The organism is Streptomyces sp. XM4193 (assembly GCF_023072595.1).
Taxonomy (GTDB): Bacteria; Actinomycetota; Actinomycetes; order Streptomycetales; family Streptomycetaceae; genus Streptomyces.
This window is the reverse complement of the sequence record NZ_JALLGK010000001.1, coordinates 1,413,043-1,438,030: the sequence shown is the minus strand read 5'-3', so window position 1 is coordinate 1,438,030 and position 24,988 is coordinate 1,413,043. Positions and strand designations below refer to the sequence as shown.

At 72.3% G+C, this 24,988-nt stretch carries 18 protein-coding genes; 5 read left to right on the top strand and 13 right to left on the bottom strand.

Annotation, left to right across the window (positions count from 1 at the left end):
* Positions 1-60 precede the first annotated feature (60 nt).
* Complete coding sequence (locus tag MTQ01_RS06030; protein WP_247487200.1) at positions 61-2,811, top strand: SpoIIE family protein phosphatase/ATP-binding protein; 2,751 nt, start codon at positions 61-63, stop codon at positions 2,809-2,811.
* Between the two features lie 87 nt (positions 2,812-2,898).
* Here the strand turns inward: MTQ01_RS06030 and MTQ01_RS06025 are convergent, their stop codons facing one another.
* A complete protein-coding gene (locus MTQ01_RS06025; protein ID WP_247487199.1) occupies positions 2,899-3,384 on the bottom strand; it encodes a peroxiredoxin in 486 nt (161 codons plus the stop codon).
* A gap of 670 nt (positions 3,385-4,054) precedes the next feature.
* Between MTQ01_RS06025 and MTQ01_RS06020 the strand changes: the two genes are divergently transcribed.
* Complete coding sequence (locus MTQ01_RS06020) at positions 4,055-4,594, top strand: hypothetical protein (RefSeq protein WP_247487198.1); 540 nt, start codon at positions 4,055-4,057, stop codon at positions 4,592-4,594.
* Positions 4,595-4,742: 148 nt separating this feature from the next.
* Here the strand turns inward: MTQ01_RS06020 and MTQ01_RS06015 are convergent, their stop codons facing one another.
* Complete coding sequence (locus MTQ01_RS06015; protein ID WP_247487197.1) at positions 4,743-5,249, bottom strand: DinB family protein; 507 nt, start codon at positions 5,247-5,249, stop codon at positions 4,743-4,745.
* Between the two features lie 183 nt (positions 5,250-5,432).
* On the opposite strand from MTQ01_RS06015, the gene recQ reads away from it, so the two are divergent.
* Entirely contained in the window at positions 5,433-7,508 is a 2,076-nt protein-coding gene (gene recQ, locus MTQ01_RS06010; protein WP_247487196.1) for a DNA helicase RecQ, read from the top strand.
* 86 nt (positions 7,509-7,594) lie between these two features.
* Here recQ and MTQ01_RS25145 read toward each other — a convergent pair whose 3' ends face one another.
* The 10 genes from MTQ01_RS25145 to MTQ01_RS05960 form a co-directional block, all read right to left on the bottom strand.
* Positions 7,595-8,500: a phosphatase PAP2 family protein gene (locus MTQ01_RS25145; RefSeq protein WP_308294362.1), complete on the bottom strand. Its 906-nt coding sequence runs from the start codon at positions 8,498-8,500 to the stop codon at positions 7,595-7,597.
* Complete coding sequence (locus tag MTQ01_RS06000; RefSeq protein WP_247487195.1) at positions 8,497-9,699, bottom strand: MAB_1171c family putative transporter; 1,203 nt, start codon at positions 9,697-9,699, stop codon at positions 8,497-8,499. The genes MTQ01_RS25145 and MTQ01_RS06000 overlap by 4 nt, the downstream gene beginning before the upstream one ends.
* A gap of 89 nt (positions 9,700-9,788) precedes the next feature.
* A complete protein-coding gene (locus MTQ01_RS05995) occupies positions 9,789-10,553 on the bottom strand; it encodes a hypothetical protein (RefSeq protein WP_247487194.1) in 765 nt (254 codons plus the stop codon).
* A gap of 195 nt (positions 10,554-10,748) precedes the next feature.
* On the bottom strand, positions 10,749-11,279 hold the full coding sequence (locus MTQ01_RS05990) for an XRE family transcriptional regulator (protein WP_247487193.1): 531 nt from the start codon (positions 11,277-11,279) through the stop codon (positions 10,749-10,751).
* Between the two features lie 249 nt (positions 11,280-11,528).
* On the bottom strand, positions 11,529-12,482 hold the full coding sequence (locus MTQ01_RS05985; RefSeq protein ID WP_247487192.1) for a cytochrome c biogenesis CcdA family protein: 954 nt from the start codon (positions 12,480-12,482) through the stop codon (positions 11,529-11,531).
* A complete protein-coding gene (locus MTQ01_RS05980; protein WP_282613146.1) occupies positions 12,482-13,438 on the bottom strand; it encodes a thioredoxin domain-containing protein in 957 nt (318 codons plus the stop codon). Before MTQ01_RS05980 ends, MTQ01_RS05985 begins: the two co-directional genes overlap by 1 nt.
* A gap of 319 nt (positions 13,439-13,757) precedes the next feature.
* Positions 13,758-14,228 (bottom strand): hypothetical protein, encoded by a 471-nt coding sequence (locus tag MTQ01_RS05975; protein ID WP_247487191.1) that lies wholly within the window; start codon positions 14,226-14,228, stop codon positions 13,758-13,760.
* A gap of 414 nt (positions 14,229-14,642) precedes the next feature.
* Positions 14,643-14,852 carry a DUF397 domain-containing protein gene (locus MTQ01_RS05970; protein WP_247487190.1) on the bottom strand — a complete coding sequence of 70 codons (210 nt, stop codon included), beginning with the start codon at positions 14,850-14,852 and terminating at the stop codon, positions 14,643-14,645.
* A 275-nt stretch (positions 14,853-15,127) separates the two neighbouring features.
* Entirely contained in the window at positions 15,128-15,988 is an 861-nt protein-coding gene (locus tag MTQ01_RS05965) for a helix-turn-helix transcriptional regulator (protein WP_211042327.1), read from the bottom strand.
* A gap of 554 nt (positions 15,989-16,542) precedes the next feature.
* The gene (locus MTQ01_RS05960; RefSeq protein WP_247487189.1) at positions 16,543-17,304 is read right to left on the bottom strand and encodes a GPP34 family phosphoprotein; all 762 of its coding nucleotides are present in this window, start codon (positions 17,302-17,304) and stop codon (positions 16,543-16,545) included.
* Between the two features lie 212 nt (positions 17,305-17,516).
* On the opposite strand from MTQ01_RS05960, the gene MTQ01_RS25140 reads away from it, so the two are divergent.
* Positions 17,517-20,534 (top strand): D-alanyl-D-alanine carboxypeptidase, encoded by a 3,018-nt coding sequence (locus MTQ01_RS25140; protein WP_247487188.1) that lies wholly within the window; start codon positions 17,517-17,519, stop codon positions 20,532-20,534.
* A gap of 266 nt (positions 20,535-20,800) precedes the next feature.
* Here MTQ01_RS25140 and MTQ01_RS05950 read toward each other — a convergent pair whose 3' ends face one another.
* Positions 20,801-22,024 (bottom strand): SGNH/GDSL hydrolase family protein, encoded by a 1,224-nt coding sequence (locus MTQ01_RS05950; RefSeq protein WP_247487187.1) that lies wholly within the window; start codon positions 22,022-22,024, stop codon positions 20,801-20,803.
* A 142-nt stretch (positions 22,025-22,166) separates the two neighbouring features.
* On the opposite strand from MTQ01_RS05950, the gene MTQ01_RS05945 reads away from it, so the two are divergent.
* A complete protein-coding gene (locus MTQ01_RS05945) occupies positions 22,167-24,746 on the top strand; it encodes a bifunctional FO biosynthesis protein CofGH (RefSeq protein WP_247487186.1) in 2,580 nt (859 codons plus the stop codon).
* Positions 24,747-24,988: the final 242 nt, after the last annotated feature.

Genomic DNA, 24,988 nt, shown 5'->3' with positions numbered 1-24,988 from the left:
CGGAAGCGCGCGCCGATATCGTCGGACGGTAATAGGAGGTGTGGAAGGACGTGGAAGCAGATGGCCGTACGGTTCGGCAGACCGCGCTCGGTTCTGGGGATGCGGTCCGTCGCGGGCCAGGTCTTCCTCCTTCAGGTGGTCATCGTGGTGCTGCTGGTGGCAGCGGCGATGACGGCACTGGTGCTGGAGTCGCGGGACGCCAGCGAGCGCGAGGCGCGTAACCGGTCGGTGGCCGTCGCCCAGACGCTGGCGAACTCGCCGGGCATGCAGGAGGCGCTGGCGAGCGACGACCCCACCGCGCAGTTGCAGCCGCGCGCGGAAGGCGCCAGAGAGGGCTCGGACGTCGACTTCGTGGTGGTGCTGGCCCCGGACGGCACGCGCTACACCCATCCGATCAAGGACCGGATCGGCAAGAAGTTCGTCGGCGATCTGGACCGGGCCCGCGCCGGCGAGACCCACACGGAGAAGATCACCGGCACCATCGGCCCGCTGGTCCAGGCAGTGGTGCCGGTCATGGACGACCGGGGCAGGGTCGTCGGCATGGTCTCGGCCGGTATCACCATCAAGCGCGTGAGCGGGGTGGTGGAGGAACAACTGCCGCTGCTCTTCGGCTCCGCCGTCGCGGTCCTGCTGCTGGCCACCGGCGGGACGGCTCTGGTGACCAACCGGCTGCGGCGCCAGACGCACGGCCTCGGGCCGATCGAGATGACCCGGATGTACGAGCACCACGACGCCGTTCTGCACTCGGTCCGAGAGGGGGTGCTCATCGTCTCCGACGAGGGCAGGCTGCTCCTCGCCAACGACGAGGCACGCCGGCTGCTCGATCTGCCGCCGGACTTCGACGGCACGCCGGTCTCCCGGCTCGGGCTGGAGCCCGGCATCGCGACCCTGCTCGGCTCGGGCCGGGTCGCCAGTGACGAGGTGCTGCCGGTCGGCGGGCGGATGCTCGCGGTCAACCAGCGCAAGACGGAGGCGGCCGACGGGCCCGCCGGAACGGTGACCACCCTGCGCGACAGCACCGAGCTGCGCGCGCTGACCGGCCGGGCGGACATCGCCAGGGAGCGCCTGGAGCTGCTCTTCGACGCCAGCACCGAGATCGGCACCACGCTGGACGTGGGCCGCACCTGCGAGGAGTTCGCCGAGTTCGCCGCGACCCGCTTCGCCGATCTGGTCACCGTGGACCTGATCGAGGCGGTGCTGCGCGGCGAGGAGCCGGCGGGCGCCGCGTACGACCCGCAGATGCGGCGCACCGCGATCCGCGGCTCGCTGGACGAAGGCGGCGACGCGGGCGTCGACGGATGGCAGGGCGTGCACGCCGGCGGCTACCCGCTCGGCTCGCTGATCCGCTTCCTGCCGACGACTCCGATGGGCGCGGGGCTCTCCGAGGGCAAGGCCGTGCTGGAGGCGGATCTGCGCTCCTTCGGCGGCTGGCACGAGCAGTCCCCCGAACGCGCCAGAGAGCTGGTGGAACGCGGCGCCCACTCGATGATCGCGGTACCGCTGCGGGCCCGCGGAGTGATCCTGGGCGTCGCGATGCTGTGGCGGGGCGGTGACAGCGCCCCCTTCGAGCCGGACGACCTGTCCCCGGCCGAGGAGCTGGCGGCCCGGGCGACCGTGGCGATCGACAACGCCCGGCGCTACTCGCGCGAGCACACCATGGCGGTCACGCTCCAGCGCAGTCTGCTGCCGCGGGGCCTGCCCGAGCAGAACGCGCTCGACGCGGCGTACCGCTACCGTCCCGCACAGGCGAGCCAGGGCGGGCTCGGCGGCGTGGGCGGCGACTGGTTCGACATCATTCCGCTGCCCGGCGCCCGGGTGGCGCTGGTCGTCGGCGACGTGGTCGGCCACGGACTGCACGCGGCGGCGACGATGGGGCGGCTGCGCACCGCGGTGCACAACTTCTCCTCCCTCGATCTGCCGCCGGACGAACTCCTGTGGCACCTGGACGAGTTGGTCACCCGTATCGACCTCGCCGAGTCCGACGACGGGACGGGTCTGCGCAGCGGCGGCACCGACTCCGGTCCGGACGCCGCGGTCACCGGCGCCACCTGCATCTACGCCATCTACGACCCGGTGACCCGCCGCTGCACCATGGCCCGCGCCGGCCACCACCAGCCCGCGATACTGCGCCCCGACGGCACCGCGGAGTTCGCCGAGGTGCCGGGCGGCCCACCGCTCGGGCTCGGCGGAATGCCGTTCGAGACACTGGAGTTGGACCTGCCGGTGGGCAGCACGCTGGTGCTCTACACCGACGGGCTCGTGGAGGAGCGGCGCCGGGACATCGACGAGGGGCTGGACAAGCTCCGCGAGACGCTGGCCGGGCATCCCGACCGCACGCCCGAGGGCATCTGCGAATCGCTGCTCGGGGCGCTGCTCCCGGTCCGGCCCAAGGACGACGTGGCGCTGCTGGTCGGGCGCACCAAGGCGCTGGACTCCGACCGGGTGGCGAGCTGGGAGGTTCCGTCCGACCCCTCCGAGGTCGCCCGGGTCCGCTCGGAGGCGGTGCGCAAGCTCGCCGAATGGGGCCTGGAGGAGGAGGCGTTCGTCACCGAGCTGATCCTGAGCGAGCTGGTGACCAACTCGATCCGGTACGCGGCCGGCCCGGTCGGCGTCCGGCTGATCCGGGACCGGCAGCTGATCTGCGAGGTCTCCGACGACAGCAGCACCTCACCGCATCTGCGGCAGGCGGCGATGACCGACGAGGGCGGACGCGGCCTCTTCCTCGTCGCCCAGCTTGCGGAACGCTGGGGCACCCGCTACACCGAGGCCGGCAAGGTGATCTGGACCGAGCAGCCGCTGCCGGGGAACTGACTGCCGCACGCCGTACGGGAGTTGGAACGCACTCCCGTACGGCGCCGGCACGACCCCCGCACCGGGCCCGGTGGGCGGGGGCGGGGGTCAGCTCTCGGCGAGTTCGGCCAGCCGCGCGGTGAGGGTGTCGAGCGACTGGTACGTCGCGCCGAGGAGCGAGACGTGCTTCCAGCCGACCGTGCCGTCCGGAGTGAGCAGGAAGACCGCACGCCGCAGCCCGATGCCGGGCGCCGCGATCCCGTACTCGCGGGCGACCCGGCGGTCGACGTCAGCGAGCAGCGGGAAGCGCAGGTCGTGACGGCGGGCGAACGCCTCGTGGCTGTCGACGTCCTGCGGGCTGATCCCCCACACCTGCGCTCCGAGCCCGGTGAACGCCTCCAGCCCACTGGAGTAGGAGCAGAGCTGCTTGGTGCACACGGCGGTGTCGTCGCCGGGGTAGAAGGCCAGCACCAGCGGTGCGCCCCGGTGTTCGGCGGAGGCGTAGTCGGCGCGGACGAACTCGCCGTCCTTCAGGACACCGCCCGGGAGGGTGAAGTCCGGCGCGGGGCTGTCGAGTCGGGGCGAGGAAGGCACGGGTTCTCCCGGTGGAGTGAGGGGTGACGGACGGTGCGGCCGACGGGGCCGCGGGCGCCGGCGGAGCCGGAGCCGAGGGCAACCGTACGGACAACGGGTCTTCTCGGGTATTCGGAGCCGAACGCCGGACGGATCGCCGCGATTCTGCGGTTCCCGCGTTCCCGCGTTTCTGCGTGCCGCGATTGGTCGACAGCACCCCGCGCCCGTGACCATGTCGGCGCTTCCGGCGCCCGACCGCCCCGGAACAGGTGATTCCGGATCGACGGAACAGCAACTCCGGTGTCCGGTCAGCGAATTCGGTGGCACGCGCATCTGAATTGCCGCCCCGAGAAACAGCGGATTCGAAAATCTCTCACCGGCCCGTCGCCACTGGTTTCGACAACTGACGGAAACCGTGCGGCGCCGGCATCGCCCGTGCTCAGCCCTCACCCGCCCGCGGACAGCGACTCCGGACGGAGCGCCGGGTTTCCGCGCACTGGCACGCGACATGGAGTCAGATATGCCCAATTCCCCTTCTTTTACGGGCGCACAGGTCGTGATCTACGCGTGTTGACGTGCCGAAAAGCACGCTTGTACCGTCCGGTGCGCAAGATGCTCCACGTGGACACACCTCCCCCCATGCGGCCACATCCGCACGGCTTGGCCGCGGAACTGTCTAAGGAGATTTCTCATGGCGAAAATCAGGTCCGCCGGTGGAATCAAAAGACCCGCCATAGCTCTCGCGGCGGCACTTCTCACGGCCACCAGCCTCGGTGTGTCCGCGAGTTCGGCACAGGCGGCGGACGACAACCGCCACCGCGCCAACGCTGAACTGGGCATCAACTGCACCGTTCCGCCCCAGCACGACCCGAACATCATCCGCACCGTGTACGACATCGCGATGCAGCGCGGCGCCAACGAGAAGGTCCTCCTCTCCGCCTTCGAAGCCGGCTGGGTCGAGTCGCACATGCACAACCTCAACTGCGGCGACCGCGACTCCCTCGGCGTCTTCCAGCAGCGCCCGAGCCAGGGCTGGGGCACCCCCGAGCAGTGCATGGACCCGGTCCACGCCACCAACAAGTACCTGGACCAGGCCATCATCAACGACGGCAAGTACCCGGGGTACACCGCCGGTCAGCTGGCACAGAGCGTCCAGCGCTCCGCCTACCCCGAGCGCTACGACCAGGCCGAGGGCAAGGCTCTGGAGATGATCGCCGAGGTGCGCGGCTGACCCTCGCCGCCCCACCGTGCACCGTGCGAGGTGCGCCGTGACGACGGTGTCCGGGCGCCGGTCGGTCGGGAACCCGCCGATCGGCGCCCGCGTGCCGGGCCCCGCCCCCTCTCCCGGGCGGTGGCCCGGCACGCGCCGTGCGCCGGCCTCACACTCCGGTCGTGCCGTCGACGCCCTCGCGCAGCAGATCGGCGTGGCCGTTGTGGCGGGCGTACTCGAGCAGCACGTGCAGCATCACCAGCCGCAGCGAGACCTCTTCGCCGAGCCGCGGCGCGAAGACCACCAGATCCAGTGAATCCGCCTCCCCCTCGATCCGGCGGGAGTGCTCCACCTCCGCCCGCCAGGCGTCGAACGCCTCGGCACGGGTGGACCCGCGCGCGTCGTAGGCCGCCTGGAAGTCGAAATCCTCGGACCAGACCAGCGGAACGTCCTCCCCGTTCACGGTCCGGCGGAACCAGGCCCGCTCAACCTCCGCCAGGTGTCTGACCAGGCCCAGCAGCGAGAGCGTCGAGGACGGCACCGCGGTGCGCCGCCACTGTTCGTCGTCCAGGCCCCCGCACTTGAGCGCGAGAGTGGCGCGGTGGTACTCCAGGTATCCGCGCAGCATCTCCCGCTCCCCGGCCTTCAGTCCGGGACTCCGACGCTCGTCGGCCATCTCGCTCCTCCGTCCTCCCCGGCCCGTACGGGTGCGCGTCCGCGGCCCGCGCCGTACGCACCCCCGTGCCCGTGCCTGTGCGCGTCCCGCGGACCCGTACCGGGACGCGTCCGCGGGGCTTCGCCGGGGCGGATTCCGGTACGCGTTGGGAGGCTGTCGGAGGTGGCGCCTAGGGTGGCTCGCATGGCTTCCCAGGGTTCTTCCGCGCCGCCCCCCTCCTCCGAGCCGTACGCCCCGTACGAGGCAGGGTACGAGCCGTACGACCCGTACGACGAGCCCGGGTTCGAGCCGCCGCCGGACCCGGAGTACGACGCTCCCCCGCCGGACTTCGACGGCCCGCGGGAGGGATGGAGCGCCGCCGGGCCCGACGCCGGGCCCGCTCCCGAGGAGCGGGAGCTGCCCACCGACCCCCGCGAGGTGCTGAGCCGGGTCTTCGGGTACGACGAGTTCCGCGGCGAGCAGGCGGAGATCGTCGAGCACGTGGTCGGCGGCGGGGACGCCCTGGTGCTGATGCCGACCGGCGGCGGAAAGTCCCTGTGCTACCAGATCCCCGCGCTGGTGCGGGACGGCGTCGGCGTGGTGATCTCGCCGCTGATCGCGCTGATGCAGGACCAGGTGGACGCGCTGCGCGCGCTCGGTGTCCGGGCGGGCTTCCTCAACTCCACCCAGGACCTGGACGAACAGCGCCTGGTGCAGGCGGAGTTCGTCGCGGGACGGCTCGACGTCCTCTATCTGGCCCCCGAGCGGCTGCGCAACGAGGCGACGCTCTCGCTGCTCGGCCGCGGCCGGATCTCGCTCTTCGCGATCGACGAGGCGCACTGCGTCGCCCAGTGGGGCCACGACTTCCGGCCGGACTACCTGGAGCTGTCCCGGCTGCACGAGCGCTGGCCGGACGTGCCGCGCATCGCCCTGACCGCGACGGCCACCGAGGCGACCAGGACGGAGATCGCCGAACGGCTGCAACTGACCGCGGCGCGGCACTTCGTCGCCAGCTTCGACCGCCCCAACATCCAGTACCGCATCGTGCCGAAGGTCGACCCGAGGAAGCAGCTGCTGCGGCTGCTGAGCGAGGAGCACAAGGGCGACGCGGGGATCGTCTACTGCCTCTCCCGTGCCTCGGTGGAGAAGACCGCCGAGTTCCTTACCGCCCAGGGGATCGAGGCGCTGCCGTACCACGCGGGGCTGGAGGCCCGGACCAGAGCCGCGCACCAGTCGCGCTTCCTGCGCGAGGACGGGCTCGTGATGGTCGCCACCATCGCCTTCGGCATGGGCATCGACAAACCGGACGTGCGCTTCGTCGCGCATCTGGACCTGCCCAAGTCGGTGGAGGGCTACTACCAGGAGACCGGCCGCGCGGGCCGGGACGGCGAACCCTCGACCGCCTGGCTGGCGTACGGGCTCCAGGACGTGGTCCAGCAGCGGAAGTTGATCAACGGATCGGACGGCGACCAGGCCCACCGGCGGCGGCTGCTCTCCCATCTGGACGCGATGCTGGCGCTCTGCGAGACGGTGGAGTGCCGCAGGGCGAGGCTGCTCGCGTACTTCGGCCAGGCCCCGGCGGCGAGCGGCTGCGGCAACTGCGACACCTGCCTGTCGCCGCCCGAGGACTGGGACGGCACGGTCGCCGCGCAGAAGCTGCTCTCGACGGTGGTGCGGCTCAAGCGCGAGCGGCGCCAGAAGTTCGGGGCCGGCCAGATCATCGACATCCTGCTCGGCCGCAAAACGGCCAAGGTCATCCAGTTCGACCACGACACGCTGTCCGTGTTCGGTGTCGGCAGCGATCTGGCCGAGGCCGAATGGCGCAGCGTGGTGCGGCAGTTGCTCGCCCGGCAGCTGCTCGCCGTCGAGGGCGAGTACGGCACGCTGGTGCTGAGCGCGACCAGCGAGGACGTACTGCGCGGGGAGCAGCAGGTGCGGCTGCGCCGCGACCCGGTACCGGCCAGGGCGCCGCGTGCGCGCGGAGGTTCGGGCGGCGGGGAGCGGGCGGCCAAGGCGCCGGTGGAGCTGCCGGCGGAGCTGGCGCCGCTCTTCGAGCGGCTGCGCGCCTGGCGGGCCGGAGCCGCCAGGGAGCAGGAGATCCCGCCGTACATGGTCTTCCACGACGCGACGCTGCGGCAGATCGCCGTCACCGCGCCGACGGACCTGTCGCAGCTGGGCGGCATCAGCGGGATCGGCGAGAGCAAGCTGGCGAAGTACGGCGAGCAGATTCTGGAGCTGCTCGCCGAGGAGGCACCGGTGGGCGGAGGCGCGGAGCAGTAGTCCGGCGACGGCCGCACGTCCCCCGACCGCCGCCGGGCGGTGGTCGGGGGCCCGGGCACACGCGGCGGGGTCGGGCGGCTGCGCGATCAGCGCAGGGCGGTGAAGACCACACCCGCGACCGCGCCGCCCAGCACTGTGCCCACCAGCACCTGCGCCGGGGTGTGGTCCCGCAGCGACACCCGCGACCAGCCGACCAGGGCCACCAGCACGAACCCGGCCCAGAGCAACGGCCCGCAGGTCAGGGCGAGTACGACGACGCTGCCGGAGGAGACCGCCGAGTGGACGGAGACCTTCCACCACACGGTGATCACCAGCAGCACCGCCATCGCCGCCACCATCGAGGCGATCAGCGCGGTCAGCTCGGGCGGGGCGTCGAACGCCCGCATCAGCAGCGTCGCCAGGAGCACCGAGGCGACGATGAACGGCATCACCACCAGTCGGTGCTGCCGCGCGCCCAGATGCCGGTCCGCCCAACTGCCGCGCCGGATCCCGTACTTGATGAACAGCACCGGCAGCACCGCGGCGAACACCACGCCGAACGCGCCCCAGGCCAGACCCGCGGGGCCGTCGGCCCACCAGCCGACGACCAGAGTGACCGCGACGATCCAGTTCTTCGGCTCCAGCCCGTCGGTGACCCGTCGCGCGAACGACCGCTCGGCGGACGGCGACCCGCCGCCCCCGTCCGCGCCGCCGTCAGGCCCGCCCGGCTTGTCCGGCCCGTCTTGCCCGTCCGACCCGTCCGACACATCCCACTCGTCAGGCCCGTCAGGCCCGTCGGCCCCGTCCGGGTTCGGAGCCGCTGCCGAGCCCGTCCGGTGGTCCGCGGCGGGTCCCGTTCCGGCGCTGTTGCCGGCGGCCGGGACGGATGCGGCGCCGGACGAGCCGTCGGTGCCGGACGAGCCGTCGGTGCCGGACGCCGCGACGGACGGGCTCCCGGTGCCGGGCGCGGGTTCCGGCGTGGAGCCCGTGGCGGAGTGTGGCGTGGTCGTCACGGCTGCGTCGCCTCCTGGTCGGTGTGCTCGCGCACGAACTCCCGTACGGTCGCGCGGTGTCGGGCGTGTTCCAGCCGGATGAGCAGCCGCGCCTCGCTCTCCAGATCGTCCAGGCTGCCCCACACCGGCGTCGCACCGTCGTCGGGCTCCCTGGCGGGTGCGCTGCCGGGTTCGCGGCCGGCCAGCTTGGCGTGCCGGGCGACCTCCACCCAGCAGGCGTCGGCGAGAATCCGCCGCTCCGACTCCTCGGTCTCGGCGTCCGCCGCGGCCTCGCGGGCCGCCGCCCTGCGGTCCGGATCGATGTACGGCTGAAGGGCGAGCAGCGCGTCACGGATCTCCACGACGCGGCGGTGCAGCCGCAGCCGCAGCTCGTGCCGGCGCAGGCCCTCGTCGAGCACGACCTCGGGCACGGCGGCCGTCAGCTCGGCCCAGAGCGGCCGCAGCCGCCGCAGGTGCCGCCACTGCTGCCAGCCGCGCCAGGCGACGCCGGCGGCCGGGATGGAGGTGCCGAGGAGGATCAGCACGATCGCCGCGTGCTTGAGCAGGTCGGTGACCTCGGCGACCTGCGCGTCGGTGCCCGCGTCGGCGGTCCCGACCAGCCGCACCAGCAGATAGCCGGCGCGCAGCAGCGAGTAGAGCACCCCTGCGGCGCAGCCCAGCCCGAGCAGCCGCAGTCCGGTGCGCAGCCACCCGGCGGCGGCCTGTCGGCCGGCTCCCCAGAACAGCGCGGTGGCGGTCGCCATCGCGGTGCCCAGGCAGCCGAACCAGACCATCAGATACGCGGTCGCGGCGCCGGAACCGACGTTGGCCTCGAAGAAGTCCTCGGCCTGGCTCTCTCTGGGCATCAGGAAGAAGAAGAGTGTCAGCGCGACCAGTGCGACCAGCGTCGCGACGAGGCGTCGTCTGCGGCCGTCCGCGCTGTCCGGGCGGGTGATGCTGTGCACGAACTCCAGCAGCGCCGCGGCGGCGGTGATCCCGAGGAAGTGCTTGAAGAGGGTCGAGAGGTTGTTCACGCCGGTGCCGCCGTCGACGACGTCCATCACCGCCGGCAGCCGGAGCGTCATCGCCAGGGTCAGGGCGGCGAACGTCACCCACAGGGCGCGCTGGCGCGGAATGCGCCGAGCCGCGGGCGCCCGCCACAGCACCATGCTCCAGAGCAGGCACAGTACGGCGTACTCGACGAACTGCCGGGTGTCCACGTTGGTCCTCACCGTCTCGCCGGGGGTGTGCGGACCGCTCGGGCACGGTGCCGCTGGAGGTCGGGCCGGGTGGGCCCGGCCGCTCGGGGTCAGCCGCGCAGCGGGTGGCCGAACGCGTCGTTGAGCCGGTCCAGCACACCCGCGTGCCCGTCCGGGCCGCCGTCGGCGGCGCGGGTGGCGGCGTCGGGGCGCAGCACCCGGTCGCTCAGCAGGGTGGCGAGCAGCTCGGCGTCGCGCTCCTCCTCGTCGGTGTAGCTGGTGCGGCCGAGGACGTGCAGCAGCTGGTCGAGGTCGAGTTCGTCGTCGGCGTCGAGCTCGTCGCCCAGCTCCGCGCCGAGTCCCGTGGAGCCCACGGTGCCGCCGGCCGTCGGGGGGTCGGTCGGGTGCGCGGCCCGGGCCGGGTGCGCGAGGTCGGTGCGGGGGACGGCGCCGTCGGGCGAGCCGGTGTCCGTCGAGGGGCGCGGGGCCTTCGCGGGGGCCGCGTACGGTGCGAGCCCGCCCCGTACGGGGTCGGCGGCGCGGGAACGCTGCAGCAGGCGGCTGACGTAGCTCGGACGCTCCCGGTCGGTCGCGCCGTGGCCGAGCAGGAGGTGGGCCAGCTCGTGCAGAACGATCTGGAGCTTGTGGACCGGGCTCGTCGCGGGCTCGTAGAAGATCAGGTCGCTGGTGGTGGTGGCCACCCAGACTCCGCAGGGCGTGGCGGCGTCCGGCACTCCTTCGAGCGGGACGAGGCGCAGCGGGCGGTTGCGCCGAGCGGCGATACGCGCGCACAACTCGTCGAGGTCGAACGGCCGGGGTATGTCGACCTCGTTGGCGGTGGACTCGCAGCGGGCACGGCGACTGGTCTTGGACATACGGTCTCCTTCGGAGCCGTAGTTTAGGCAGCTAACCGGGCAACTCCCCAAACGCCCGGTTGGATTCAGTCACTGACGCTTGTTCTGTCGCCGCGGCCGGGCGAAGCGGTGTCGCTCCCCTCGACGGAGTCCACCGCGCCTCGTCGAACTCCGGAGGAATTCCCGGTGAAATCGGCGACTCGGATTTCACCCGCCTCAGTCGTGGCCGGCGGCCACCCCCGGCGCACCGGCCGCGGGCGCCTCGCCGGGCGGGCTCTCCGGCAGGCCCTCCAGACGCCTGGCCTGGTCGATCACTCCGCGGATCGCGTGCAGGCTCGCCACCGAGAGGCCGTTCATCCGGACCGCGACATCGCGCACGTCGTTGTCCCCGAGCGCGGCGACCAGATCGCGTTCGGCCCTGCTGAGTTCGATGCGCTTCTTCACCTTGTCGATCTTCGCGTCCACCCGCTCGGTGACGCTGTCGTCGATGAAGTACGCCACCGGCACTCCGAAGAATCCGGCGATCACGGTGAGGGTGCTGATCTTCGGGTCGGTGATCTCGCCCTTGCGGATCTTCTGGATGGTGGCGTGGGAGACGGTGGGCCCTTCCGCGCCGGCCTTCTCCTTGATCGCCTCGGCGATCTCCATGTAGCTCAGCGGTCCTCGCCCCGACGGATGCACCACCCTGATCAGATGGTCTAGCTTGTCGGCGATCGTGCGTCGAGCACCGTTCGCACCGCTGGCCATCCGCTCACCCCCTGACGTCTGCGCCGCGACTGGTCGACCGCGGCGGCTCTCAACTCAAGTTTACGCCCGCGCGGCGCAGGCGCCTCACCATAAAACCATCTTGACAAGAGGGCCCCACTTCGCCGTACCCTCTGCATGGCACGTAAAACGAAATAGTAGGCACATGCGTACGGCCACGGGGGTTCGTACGAAGTGCTTTCGTTTACGAGGAAGTTGGCCCGGTTCGGTCGTGAAGACCCTGCCGGGCCTTCATCGTTCCGCATCCGCCACCGAGCCCTCCCGGTCCCGCTCCGCCGCCCTCGGCCGCGGCTCCCCGGGCTCCCGCGGCTCTGCGGTCTCCCGCCCGTCCTCGTCCGCGGACGGCCCCTCGTCGGCGCTCCCGCGGACGCCGGGCCGCCGCCACAGCCGGACCGCGAGCACGCCCGCCAGGAGCAGCGCGAGAGCCAGCAGCACGCCGACGTCGGAGACCGCGGCCCCGGCGTCGCGCACCCACTCCTCCAGCCGCGCCTCCTGGTCCACGCCCAGGGGCCCGGAGAGCGCCGAAGTGCCCTGGAACCGCAGGAAGACGAAGCCGATCACCAGGAACATCCCGCCGGACAGCAGGGAGGTGGTGTGCAGCCTGAGCCGGCCGAGCCGCACCTCGCGACCGCGCAGCCAGCGGCGCCGACCGAGCCCGAAGCGTTCCCAGAGCAGCGCCAGCAGGAAGAGCGGCGCCGCCATGCCGAGCGCGTACACCGCCAGCAGCGCCCCGCCGTACACCGGCGAACCGTGCAGCGCCGAGATGGTGAGGATGCCGCCGAGAATCGGCCCGGCGCAGAAGCCGGCCAGTCCGTAGACCGCACCGAGCAGCAGGACCGAGAGCAACGAGGAGGGACGGATGCCGGCCGCGGCCTGCTGCATCCGCCGGGAGGCGAATCCCAGACCGAGGATCTGCGCCACACCGAGCGCGATCACCGTCCAGCCGCCGACCGCGACCAGGGCGTCCCGGTTACCGTAGAAGAGGCGGCCGGCGAACGAACCGGCGACTCCGAGCGGCACCAGGGTCAGACACAGCCCGACGAAGAAGGCGGCGGTGCGGGTCAGCAGCCTGGTCGGCGTACCGAAGGCGTAGGCGAAGAACGCCGGCAGCAGCAGGGCGCTGCACGGGCTCAGCAGCGACAGCAGGCCACCGAGGAGCGCGGTGAGATAGCCGATCTCCCCCATCAGGGCGCCCCGCCGGCGTCGGGCTCATCGGCGTCGCGCTCGTCGGAGTCGCGTTCGTCGGAGTCGGGTTCGTCGGCAGGGGGTGTGGTGGGGGCGTCCGCGCGTTCCGCCTGCTTCCGGGCTCGCTCGACGGTCTGCTCGAAGTACTCGGCGGACTGGGCTCCGAGCACCGGAGTGCCGTTGACCAGGAACGCGGGGGTGCTGGAGACGCCGAGGCCGTAACCCTCGTTCATGTCCTCGCGCAGTGCGGCGGTGGCGTCGGCGCTCTTCATGTCCTCGGCGAACTTCGCCAGGTCCTCGACGCCCGCCTCCTTCGCCATCTGCTCGACTCCGTCCCGGGAGAAGGCCCCGCTGTTCTTCTTCCGCTCCTCGCCGAACGCCACATCGTGGAACTGCCAGAACTTCCCCTGCCGGCCCGCGGCCCAGGAGGCCCGCGCGGCGTTCTCCGACTCCTTGCCGAAGATCGGGAACTGCCGCCACTCGATCCGCAGTACGCCCTCGTCCACGTACTTCCGCACCAGCGAGGGCTTGGTGTCCCTGGCGAACTTCCCGCAGAACGGGCACTGGAAGTCGGAGTACTCGATCATCACCACCGGGGCGTCGGCGGCGCCGCGCGCATACGGGTCGCTCTTGTCGCGGCGGGCGAGCGCGAGCAGCTCGGCGTCCGGCTCCGGCTGCTCGCCGGCCGCCTCGTTCCCCGAGCCGCTCGGCGCGGAGTCGGAGCTGTCGGAGTCGGACAGCAGGGACACGGCGGCGAGGGCCAGCACACCCACCAACGCCACCACCAGGAGCGAGAGCGAGAGCTTCCGCCCGCCTCCACCGCCACCGTCGCCGGTGGAGGGGCGGGACTTCGCCGAGGACTTCGACGCCGCAGCCGTACGGGGCTTCGACGCGGCAGCCGTGCGGGAGGCAGCTGTTTTCCCGGGCTTCCCGGGTTTCCTGGCTGGTTGAGACATCACTGGCGCTCCAAGGCCGCGCACGAGAGCGCAGCGGGCTGGGGCGGGAACGCGCGCGGCGGCCGTGCGCGGGGAGGTGCGCACGGGCGGCAGCGTCACGGCCCGAGGGGCAGATGGACTGGCGGGGCTGTGAACTGGACAAGCGACGGGCGTACGGGCCTACGGGGCGTACGGGGATCGACGCCGCGCCGGCGGGCGCACCGGTGCGTGCAGCTGCGAGGCGCGGGGAGAAGCCCCGCGGAGCAGCGGTGGCTGACGACAACGCGGCAGCGGCGCGAGCCGGGCGCCGTGTGCCCGGCGAGGACCCGAACGCCGAGCCCTAGATGCGCAGTACGGAGAGCTGGCTCAGTGTCGCGGCCGGCCGGTCCCGCCAGCCGTTGGCACGGGCTCGGTCGCCCGCCGCGGAGTCGGCGGCGCCGGCTTCCTGCGAGGACGAGCAGGAGGGCGCGTGGCCGTACTCGGAGGTGGGCGCGGGGGCCAGCGCAGGCTCCGGTTCGGGGAGCAGTCCGGAGCAGCGGCTCGGCGCCCCGGGGGGCTGCTCGGCGCTGGTGTCGCGGACGTCGGCCCGCTGCGCCGCCCGCTCTTCGTCGTGCTGCTCCTCGGCGTGCTGTTCCTCGGCGTCCTGCAACGCGGCTGCCGGGGCGGCGGGGCGGCCTTCGGCGGCGGTCGGGGCGGCGGCCCCGGGCCACGCGGAGAACGGGCCCGTCAGAAGGATCGCCGCCAACGACAGCAGCAGCGCGCACAGTGCCGGAAGCCTGTGCGCGCTGCTGCCGCCGCGCCGGAAAGTCATGGGCGACAGGATACGCATCCCCGGTCCTTGAGCCCTTCTGCGGGCCGCGGGGTGCGCGAGCGGTCCCGGCGGCACACCGCCACGAGCCGGGCGCACGACGCGGCGCAGGCGCGCACCAGCGGCGCGGGAAGACGTACGGGAGCGGGCCGGGCGCCGGACGCACGGGCGTGGGCCCGGGCGGGCACCGGGCGCGAGGGCCGGGCCGGCGCGGGGCGCGTGGGACGGGCGTACGGCCCGCCTGGGCGGCGCGGGGGCCGGGAGCGCGGGGGCCGGGCGTACCGGCGTGGGGCGAGCCACGGGCGCCGGGACCGGCGGGTGCGGGGAAGCGGGCGGCCCTCTCGGCCGGGACGGCGGTCTGGTCGAGAGGGCCGGGTGCGCGGCGCCCGCCGCCGGGGACGGGCGCGCTGGGGTTGCTCAGGAACGGTGGAGGTCACCGGTCTCGACGGCGCCGACGAACGTGCTCCAGGCTGCCGGCTCGAAGCCGATCGACGGACCGGCCGGGACCTTGGAGTCCCGTACCGCCACCGCCCGAACCGTCGGCGATTTCACCTCGACGCAGGCGCCGTTGCCGCCGGAGTAGGACGACTTCACCCAACTGTTGGTCCTGCCCTGCTGAATAGCCATGTTTGCTCCGGTCTTCCTGTGCGTTCCCAGGAGGGATCTACGGGGAGAGCACCAGCGGTCTGACTGGCACAACCCGACGCTACTGGGATCGGCACGCTCTCAGGACGGTCGTTCACTCGACCGGATGGCATATTCCCCGTGACTCTTCCAACCGACTTCCCACGGGTGTACCTTGGCCCGCCCACACCTCGGGCAGGCCTCGACGGCCGTCTCAACTCCCTCCGGAACCAAGGGAGTAGAGCGCTCCACAGCCGGCGGTCGGCCGGCCGGGAGGCTCACTGCTTCGCATAGTCCTTCGCCACGGCGCCGATGAAGTCCCTGCTCTGGTCCGCGTTGAGGGCCTGGGCGCGCAGATGCTCGTACATCACGCCGTAGCTGTGCACGTCGTTGGCCTTCTCCAGATAGAGGTCGCTGGTCACGCCCTCCAGATAGACCACCGTGGAGTCAGCGGTGTCGGGGAACTCCAGGATCGCGTACTGCCCGTTCACGCCGGGGTGCGCGCCGAGCGCGAACGGCATCACCTGCACGGTGACGTGCGGGAGTTGGGACAGCTCCAGCAGATGTTCCAACTGCTCGATCATGGTCTGCCGACCGCCCACCACCCGCCGCAGGGCCGACTCGTCCAGCACCACCCACAGTCGCAGCGGAGCCTTCGAGACCTGGATGCGCTGCTGGCGCCGCATCCGCACCTTGACGCGCTTCTCCACCTCCGCCGGCGAAGCCTCCGGCAGCGCACCCGCGATGACGGCCTCGGCGTAGCCCTGGGTCTGCAGGAGACCGGGCACGATCTGCGGCTCGTAGATGCGCAACGAGGCCGCGTCCGTCTCCAGGCCGATGTAGACGCTGTACGGGATGTCGCCGAACGCGTGCCACCAGCCCTGCTGCCGCGACTCCTTGGCCATCTGCATCAGGGACTCCACCACCCGGTGGTCCCCGACCTCGTACACCCCGCAGAGGTCGCGCACATCGCGCTGGCTGATGCTGCGGCGGCCGTTCTCCAGCCGGCTGATCTTCGACTGGGAGACCAGCAGACGTTCGGCGACCTCCTCGGCCGTCATGCCGCGCTCCTCACGAAGCTTGCGCAGCTCCTGTCCCAGTCGGCGCCTTCTGACGGTGGGGTTGATGTGGGCCGCCACTTGACGCGCACCTCCACTGAAGTGGGTTGATTACTGTTCAGCAGGGTGCCAGTAACTGTCCGGACTCGAAGGCGCTTTGGTAAAGAATCCGCTCGCGGTCGGTCAACTCCCGCGCAAGCGTACGAACTTGGCGTACGACCGCCTTCCGGGACACCGACGGCGCCTGGCGTACGGCCGCTCGTACTTGTGTCACGACTCCGGAGCGCACCGCTGCCACGCCCGCACCCGGGCCGACCGACGGTGTCGCCGGCCCGGCGCGCTCGACGGCGTCGCACGGCCGCCCGTACGCGTGTACGGCGAACACCGGAACGGAGGGCGCAGGGCGTGCGCCGGATCGCACAGGGGGCGCCCGACGGCACCCGTACGCACTCCCGGGCTCGGGCGCACGCCCGCACCTGCCCACGTACGGGCTCGGGCGCACGTACGGGCTCGGGCGCACGTACGGGCTCGGGCGCACGTACGGGGTGGCGGGCCGGTCGCTGTCCTGCGACCGGCCGCCACCCCGTACGCCTCGCGGCTCCCGGAGGTACCGGGCAATGCGCCTGGCGCGCTGCTCAGCGGGCGCCGGCCCGCACCATCGGCCCGTGCCGATATGCCTGGCCCGGCATTGCGCGTGCGGTGGCCGCGGGCGCGGCGGCCGGTGGTGCCGGACGCCCTCCGCCGCCGTTCACCGGCGCGCGCCGCGGCTGTGCGCCGACGCCGTTCTGCACGTCCATCACCGCGTGGGCGACGAGGCCGCCCATCGGGTCGTGACGGATCAGGTCCCGCAGCCGCGAGCGGCAGGAACGCCCCTCGTTGCCCGGGTAGAGATGTTTGCCGAGCCCGACCGCGTGGGCCAGGGCGGCGAGTGCTGCCGTCCGTGGGTCCGGCGGCACACCGGTGCGGATCGCCGCATCGAGCCGGGCCCTGATCTCCCGGCTGATGGCCGTCTCCGTCGCCTGGTAGCGCGTCGTCGGCAGCACTCCGCACATCTGGCTGCTCACGGCATGAACCATGCCGCACCGCTCCAGATGCGAAAGATAGGTCTGGCGCAGGCCGAGCCTCGGCCCGCCTATCCAGTGGACGGCGCGCACCGGGCTGCCACGACGGCGCAGCAACTCGAGCGCGGAGTCCAGGGTTGGATCTCCGGTCGGCCGTGGCATCACCACGGCAATGCGGTCCCCATCTGGGGCTATCCGTCCCGCCAGAGCCAGCTCCACTAGCTGCGCTCCCGCGAGACCGAGGTCGAGCGACTGCGGCTGCGCCGTGGTACCCGTGGCTGGGTCCAGGGCGAGCAACAGAAGCTCCTCCGGAATTGTTCTGCGGCTCCTGCCCATCCATGCCTCCCCGCGTGGATGAGTGACAGGGTGACCCCTCTCACAATGTTCTGTCGAGAGTGCCTGGTCGAAATGTGGGGAACCGCCAGTTATGTCGTTACCGTCTGGCAACCATGAGGCGGTACATAACGCCCGTTAGCACCCGCCACCCGGGTCGGGGCAACGGACACTGTTAACTGGTTACGCGTACGGCAGGCACTTCAGGAGGCACGGTGGCGGGCGAGTCCCCCGACAGGTCGAAGCAGCAGCAGTCGTCGGGGGAGACGACGCGACAGGGCGACACGGTTCCGCCCGAACCGTCCACACCTCCACAACCTGCGAAATCCCCCTCGGACCCACGCACGCTGCTGGGTCGGGAGGGCGACCGGGGCACCGACGAGGAACGCGGGAGCACCCCCTCCGCCGCCCCGACGGACACCGAAACGGACGCCGTAACGGACGCCGAGCCGGACGCCGACGCCGTGGACGCCCGCGAGAGCGCGAGTGCGGCGGACTCCGCAGGCAGCCCGGTGGACCAGCCGACGACGGCGTTCACCTTCCGGGCCCGGGATGCCGAGCGCGCGAAGGGCTCCGAGAGCCCGAACGAGTCGAAGGGCGCCGGAAACGCAAAGGGCGCAGAGGACTCGACGGACACCAAGAGCACGACGGACACCAAGAGCACGACGGGCACCAAGGGCGCGAAGAGCACGAAGAGCGAGAAGAGCGCGGCGGGTTCGAAAAGCTCGAAGAGTTCGAAGAGTTCGAAGCCGGCCGGGAGCGCCGCGAAGAGCGCCGCGGACGACTCGACCGACGCCGAGGGCGCGAACGGTCCGGCGGCGGCCAAGGGGTCGAAGCGCACCGCGAGCAGCAGCGGCAAGAAGCCGAAGGCAGCGGCGAGTTCGGGCTCGGGGTCCGGCTCCGGAGCCAAGGCCGACAAGCCGCGCGGCGCGGACACCGACACCGCCGACACCGACGGTTCCGGTGGCGACGAGGGCACGGCCCGCAAGCGCGACGAGCGCACGACCATGCTGCGCATACCGACGTCTGCCGCGTCCGCGGCAGCCGCGAAGTCCGAGGACACGGACGGCAGCGACGCACCCGCTGCCGAGCCGGAGGAGAGCGCGCCGCAGGAGACCGAGTCGTCCGGCGCGGCAGCTGCGTTCGACGCCCTGTCCCCCGAGCCGGAGAACGAGCCCGCCTCGGATTCCGCGTCCGAGGCATCTCCCGAGCCCAAGGCATCGCCCGAGCCCGAGGCGGACGCCGAGACCGGAGAGTCGGAGGGTTCGGGAGTTGAGCCCGAACGCGACCCCAACTCCGAGTCGGACGCGGAGACTGACACCGCATCAGGCGTCAAGTCCGCCGACGCGGCGGCCGAGCCGAAGCTCGCGGCCAAGTCCGAGGCCGAGACCGGGACGAAGGCCGAGCACGGTTCGAAGGCCGAGCCCGGGACGAAGTCCAAGGCCGGCTCCGAGCCCGAAGCCGCGTCGGAGACGGACAGCGAGAAGGAGAGCGACGAGGACAGCGACGAGTCCGGTACGGCGAAGCCGGCCGCGGCGGACGACGCCGAGAAGACGGCGACCGCGACTGCGGCGAAGGGGCCTGCTCCCGCCGCGAAGTCGGAGCCCGCAGAGCCCGACGCCACCGACACCGACGCGGCCCGCCCGGCGGACGCCGAACCGGACGCCGACGCCTCGCGCGCCGAGCCCGCTGCGGACGAGCCCGCCAAACCCGACGCCAAGCCCGCCTCCAAGCCCGACGCCAGGTCGGTGGAGAAGTCGACGGACAAGTCGACGGACGAGTCGGAGCGGGCCAGTCGCTTCGTACCGCTGCGGTCGCCCGACGAGCCGCCGCGGCCCCCTGCGGCGCCCGCGCAGCCGCCCGCGCCGCCCGCCGGTGCGCCGCTGCCGCCGGCCGAGCCGCCGGAGCCCGCGGAGGCCGAACGGACCCGTCAGCAGCCGCTGCCGCCGGTGCCGGGGCAGCGTCCGCTGGATCTGCTCGCCCAGCTGACGAACAAGCCCGCGCCGCCCGAGACCCCGATGCGGACCCTGGTACGCCGGGTCAAGATCTGGACTCCGCTGCTGGGCCTGCTGGTGCTCGTCGTCATAGGGGCGCAGTTGCTGCGTCCGCTGCCGGACCCCGAGTTGAAGCTGACGACGCAGGCGACGCACACCTTCGACGGTGAGAAGCCGGCCATCGCCTGGCCGGAGCGCGGCCAGGCGGCGCTGGAGGTGGAGGGGCTCGGTTCGCTCGGCACCTCGGGCGAGCAGAAGCCCGTTCCGATCGCAAGTGTCGCCAAGACGATGACGGCCTATCTGCTGCTGCGCGACCACCCGATGAAGGCGGGCGCGGACGGCAAGAAGATCCCCGTGGACAAGCAGGCCGAGGACGATGCGGGGCTGAGCGCGCAGGGCGAGTCGACGGTCGACGTCAAGGAGGGCGAGACGCTCACCCAGCGGGAGGCGCTGAACGCCGTGATGATCGCGTCCGCGAACAACGTCGCGCGTCTGGTGGCCCGTTGGGACGCCGGTACGGAGAAGGCGTTCGTCGAGAAGATGAACAAGACCGCCGAAGAGCTGGGGATGAAGAACACCACCTACACCGACCCCAGCGGGCTCCGGAAGGAGACGGTCAGCACCGCCCAGGACCAGGTGAAGCTCGGCAAGGCGGCGATGAAGCACGAGGCGTTCCGCGAGTCGGTGCGGCTGCCCTCGTACAAGGACCGCAACGGCAAGCAGCAGAGCAACTGGAACCGGCTGGTGCCCGAGTTCGGCACGGTCGGCATCAAGACCGGTACGACCACGGCAGCCGGCGGCAACCTGCTGTTCGCCGCGGAGAAGGAGATCGGCGGCACCCGACAGCTGATCATCGGTGCGGTGCTCACGCAGCACCAACCGCCCATCATCGACTCGGTGTTGGCGGCCGGGAAGGATCTGATCCTCTCCGCCCAGGACGCTCTGGAGTCGGAGGTCATCCTCAAGAAGGGTGCGGTGGTCGGAGCGGTCGACGACGGGCTGGGCGGCACCACGCCGCTGGTCACCGCCGAGGAGGTCACGGCCGTCGGCTGGCCGGGGTTGAAGGTCGAACTCGGCCTGGCCGAGGGCGAGAAGGGCCTTCCCCGCGAGGCGGAGGCCGGCACCGCGGTCGGCAGGGTGACGGTCGGCAGCGGGCCGGGGCAGGTCAAGGTCCCTGTGAGGCTGGCCGAGGAGCTGACCGAGCCGGGCACGGGAGCGCGCCTGACCCGCGTCTTCTGACGACTCGCGGTTCGGCCCGCAGCCGCCCGCCGCAGCCACTCACGGCGGGCGAGCGCCGGCGCTCGCGGCAGCCGCCCGCGGACGCCCGCAGCCGCCCGCCGACGCTCGCGGACGCTCGCGGGCGCTCGCCGACGCTCGCCGACGCTCGCTGACACCGAACTCCTCGCCGCCGCGCGGGAGTTCCGGAGCACAGAACGCCGGCCCGCCCCGGAGCACAGAACGCCGTCCGGTCCCGAAGGCACGGGGCCGGACGGCGTTCCCGCTTCTCAGGAACCGGCGGCGGGAGCCTGCTCCTCGGCGAGCTTCCCGCCGGGGCCCAGGGCCAGCTTCGCGAACCGTTCGCCCAGATGCTCGTGGGTGGCGGCGTCGGGGTGGAGCTTGTCCGGGAGCGGCAGCCGCTCGTGGTCCTGCTCGCCGTAGAGCTCGCGGCCGTCGAGGTAGTGCAGATGCGGGTCCTCGGCGGCGCGCTGCTCGACGATCCGGGCCAGTTCGGCGCGGATGACGTTCAGGGTGAGCTTTCCGCTCTCCACCTCGGCCGGGTCGCCGGTGGCCAGGAAGGAGAGCCGGCCCTCGTCGATCGCTTCGGGGTCGGGCGCCAGCGGGCCCGGGGTGTCCTCGTGGATCGGGCACAGGATCGGCGAGACGACCAGAATCGGGGTGTGCGGATGGCCGTCCCGCACGGTGTCGAGGAAGCCGTGCACGGCCGGGCCGAAGGCACGCAGCCGCATCAGGTCCTTGTTGACGATGTTGATGCCGATCTTGATGCTGATCACGTCCGCCGGTGTGTCGCGCATCGCCCGGGCGGTGCACGGGTCCAGCAGGGCGTTGCCGCTGAAGCCCAGGTTGGTGAGCCGGACGCCGGCGCTGCGGGCGGCGAGTGCCGGCCAGATCGTGGCGGCGCTCGTCGCGTTGGAGCCGTGGCTGATGGAGCTGCCGTGGTGCAGCCAGTGGCGCCCCCTCGCGGGGACGGGGTGCACGGGTGCGTCGGTGCGCAGCTCGACGAGGTCGGTGATCTCGTTGTACGGCAGCCAGATCTCGACGGTCTTGGGGCCGGGCGGCAGCGTGGCGAAGCGGACGGTGCCGGCCGGTCCCGGGATGAGGTCGGGGGTCCGGCCGCTCAGGTCGGTCAGGAGGACGTTGCCGCCCGTGGTGGACGCCGTGTCGTGCGGCACGCCGTCGACCAGCAGGTCGTACCGGCCGGCCGGACGCGGCGGTGCGCCCTCGTACGCCATGCCGGTGCGGACCGTGTCCAGTTCGACGGCGGACGCCTCGGTGCCGAAAACCAGGCGGACGCCCGAGGGTTGGGACTCGGCGACGCTGAGATAGCCGTCGTTGGCCTGCGCCCGCGCGCGGGCGGGGAGCCGGTGGGGACGCAGTCCCTGCGCGGTCCGCTCCAGTTCCAGGGCTCCGTGCAGATAGGTCTCGTCGGGGACCGTGCTGATCCAGCCGGCCTGCGGCGCGGCGCCGGGTGCTTCGTGCTCGTCGGTCATGGGCACAGCCTGCCAAGCCGGCGGGCGGGGCGCACTCGGGTATCCCGGGGGCGCACGCCCGGCTCACGTGTCCCGGTGCTCGACTTCCGGTCGTCGCACCGGCGTTGTTCCAGGTGGGCGGCGTGCCACGTACGCTCGAACCATGACCTCACACGCGCAGGTACCAACCGCCAACGCGATGCGCCGCGCGCTGCGCAGGGCCAGGGACGGCGTGGCTCTGGACACCACCGAGGCCGCGGTGCTGCTCCGGGCGAGGGGAGAGGATCTGACCGCGCTGAGCGCCATCGCCGCCCGGGTGCGGGACGCGGGGCTGGCGGCCGTCGGCCGTCCCGGTGTGCTCACGTACTCGCGCAAGGTCTTCGTGCCGCTGACGCGGTTGTGCCGGGACCGCTGCCACTACTGCACCTTCGCCACCGTGCCGGGCAAGCTGCGCAAGGAGGGCGAGGACATGTTCCTCTCCCCCGACCGCGTACTGGCCATCGCCCGTCAGGGCGCCGAACTCGGTTGCAAGGAAGCGCTGTTCACGCTCGGGGACCGACCCGAGGACCGCTGGCCGCAGGCGCGGGAGTGGCTGGAGTCGCGCGGCTACGACGACACCCTCGCCTATGTGCGGGCCGTCTCGATCATGGTGCTGGAGGAGACGGGCCTGCTCCCCCATCTCAACCCCGGTGTGCTGAGCTGGTCGGACTTCCAGCGGCTGAAGCCGGTTTCGGGGTCGATGGGCATGATGCTGGAGACCACCGCGACCCGGCTGTGGTCCGAGCCGGGCGGCCCGCACCACGGCTCGCCGGACAAGGAGCCGGCGGTGCGGCTGCGGGCGATCGAGGACGCCGGCCGGTCCAACGTCCCCTTCACCACCGGCATTCTGATCGGAATCGGCGAGACCCACGAGGAGCGGGCCGAGTCGATCTTCGCGATGCGGCGCATCCAGCGCTCGTACCAGGGTCTGCAGGAGATCATCGTCCAGAACTTCCGGGCCAAGCCGGACACCGCGATGCGGGGCACCGCGGACGCGGAGCTGACGGAGCTGGCCGCCACGATCGCGGTCGTCCGGCTGATCCTCGGCCCGTCGATGCGGGTGCAGGCGCCGCCCAACCTGGTGGGCCGCGAGTACGCGATGATGATCGACGCCGGTATCGACGACTGGGGCGGCGTCTCACCGCTCACTCCCGACCATGTGAACCCCGAGCGCCCGTGGCCGGTGATCGAGGACCTGGCCGAGCGCACCGCCGAGTCGGGTTTCGAGCTGCGCGAGCGGCTGACGGTCTACCCCGAGTTCCTGCGTCGCGGTGAGCCCTGGCTGGACCCCCGACTCACGCCGCACGTACGGGCGTTGGCCGATCCGCAGACCGGGCTGGCCCGGGAGGGGGTGAGTCCGAGCGGGCTGCCGTGGCAGGAGCCGGACGAGGTGTTCACCGGTGACGGGCGCACCGAGCTGCACCGCACCATCGACACCGAGGGCCGTACCGGCGACCGCCGGGAGGACTTCGACGAGGTCTACGGCGACTGGGAGGCGCTGCGCGAGCAGGCCGCGCCCGGAATGGTGCCCGAGCGGGTCGACTCGGACGTGCGGGAGGCGCTCGGTCGCGCCGCCGACGACCCCGAACGCCTCAGCGACGCCCAGGCGTTGGCGCTGCTGCACGCGGAGGGTCCGGCGCTGGAGGCGCTCTGCCGGATCGCGGACGAGCTGCGCGCGGACACCGTGGGCGAGGACGTGACCTACGTCGTCACCCGGAACATCAACTTCACCAACGTCTGCTACACCGGCTGCCGCTTCTGCGCCTTCGCCCAGCGCCGCACCGACGCGGACGCCTACACGCTCTCGCTGGACCAGGTCGCCGACCGGGCCGCGCAGGCGTGGGAGGTGGGCGCCGTCGAAGTCTGCATGCAGGGCGGCATCCACCCGGACCTGCCGGGCACGGCGTACTTCGACATCGTCCGGGCGGTCAAGCAGCGGGTGCCGGACATCCATGTGCACGCCTTCTCGCCGATGGAGATCGTCAACGGCGCGACCCGCACCGGGATGTCGATCGAGGACTGGCTCGCGGCGGCGCAGGAGGCGGGCCTGGACTCCGTCCCGGGCACGGCGGCGGAGATCCTGGACGACGAGGTGCGCTGGGTGCTCACCAAGGGCAAGCTGCCGGCCGCCACCTGGATCGAGGTGGTCAGCGCCGCGCACCGGCTCGGTCTGCGCTCCTCCTCCACGATGATGTACGGCCACGTCGACCAACCCCGCCACTGGCTGGGCCACTTGAGGACGCTGGCGCGGGTGCAGCAGGAGACCGGCGGATTCACCGAGTTCGTCACGCTGCCGTTCATCCACACCAACGCGCCGGTCTATCTGGCCGGGATCGCCCGTCCGGGACCGACGATGCGGGACAACCTGGCAGTGACCGCGATGGCCCGGCTGCTGCTCCACCCGCACGTGCCCAACATCCAGACGAGCTGGGTCAAGCTCGGCGCCGAGGGCGCGGCGCGGATGCTGCGCGCGGGGGCGAACGACCTGGGCGGCACGCTGATGGAGGAGACCATCTCCCGGATGGCGGGCTCCTCCTACGGCTCGTACCGCTCGGTGCGCGGGCTGGAGGAGATCGCGGAGCTGGCGGGCCGCCCTGCGGTTCCCCGCACCACGCTGTACGGCCGGGTGCCCGAGGAGCGGGTGGCCGCGGCCCGGGCGCGGGACGGGCAGTTGCCCGAGCTGCTGCCACTGGTGGAGGAGTAAGTTCCGGTTGTTCCCGAGGTGGCCGGATGTGCGCCGGAAACGCACGGCGCGGGCGAATGTTTCCCCATTTGCCAGAAGAAACTGACGGAACGTCTGCCATCACCGGCACCGCTCGCAGAAGTGCCGGTCTGCGCTCAGCCCTGTGCCCGGCTCCGCACTCGGCTCCGTTCCGCTCTGCGGTCGGCCCTGCGGTCGGCCCGGTGCTCAGCCCGGTGGTCGGCCCGGTGGTCGGCCCGGTGGTC

Coding starts and splice junctions, on each gene's coding strand:
- MTQ01_RS06015 (WP_247487197.1), bottom strand. CDS start 5,249: ATGGCCGACGAGCGTCGGAGTCCCGGACTGAAGGCCGGGGAGCGGGAG.
- MTQ01_RS05950 (WP_247487187.1), bottom strand. CDS start 22,024: ATGACCGACGAGCACGAAGCACCCGGCGCCGCGCCGCAGGCCGGCTGG.
- MTQ01_RS06020 (WP_247487198.1), top strand. CDS start 4,055: ATGGCGAAAATCAGGTCCGCCGGTGGAATCAAAAGACCCGCCATAGCT.
- MTQ01_RS06030 (WP_247487200.1), top strand. CDS start 61: ATGGCCGTACGGTTCGGCAGACCGCGCTCGGTTCTGGGGATGCGGTCC.
- MTQ01_RS05980 (WP_282613146.1), bottom strand. CDS start 13,438: ATGTCTCAACCAGCCAGGAAACCCGGGAAGCCCGGGAAAACAGCTGCC.
- MTQ01_RS05985 (WP_247487192.1), bottom strand. CDS start 12,482: ATGGGGGAGATCGGCTATCTCACCGCGCTCCTCGGTGGCCTGCTGTCG.
- MTQ01_RS05945 (WP_247487186.1), top strand. CDS start 22,167: ATGACCTCACACGCGCAGGTACCAACCGCCAACGCGATGCGCCGCGCG.
- MTQ01_RS05995 (WP_247487194.1), bottom strand. CDS start 10,553: ATGTCCAAGACCAGTCGCCGTGCCCGCTGCGAGTCCACCGCCAACGAG.
- MTQ01_RS05960 (WP_247487189.1), bottom strand. CDS start 17,304: ATGGGCAGGAGCCGCAGAACAATTCCGGAGGAGCTTCTGTTGCTCGCC.
- MTQ01_RS05990 (WP_247487193.1), bottom strand. CDS start 11,279: ATGGCCAGCGGTGCGAACGGTGCTCGACGCACGATCGCCGACAAGCTA.
- recQ (WP_247487196.1), top strand. CDS start 5,433: ATGGCTTCCCAGGGTTCTTCCGCGCCGCCCCCCTCCTCCGAGCCGTAC.
- MTQ01_RS05975 (WP_247487191.1), bottom strand. CDS start 14,228: ATGACTTTCCGGCGCGGCGGCAGCAGCGCGCACAGGCTTCCGGCACTG.
- MTQ01_RS05970 (WP_247487190.1), bottom strand. CDS start 14,852: ATGGCTATTCAGCAGGGCAGGACCAACAGTTGGGTGAAGTCGTCCTAC.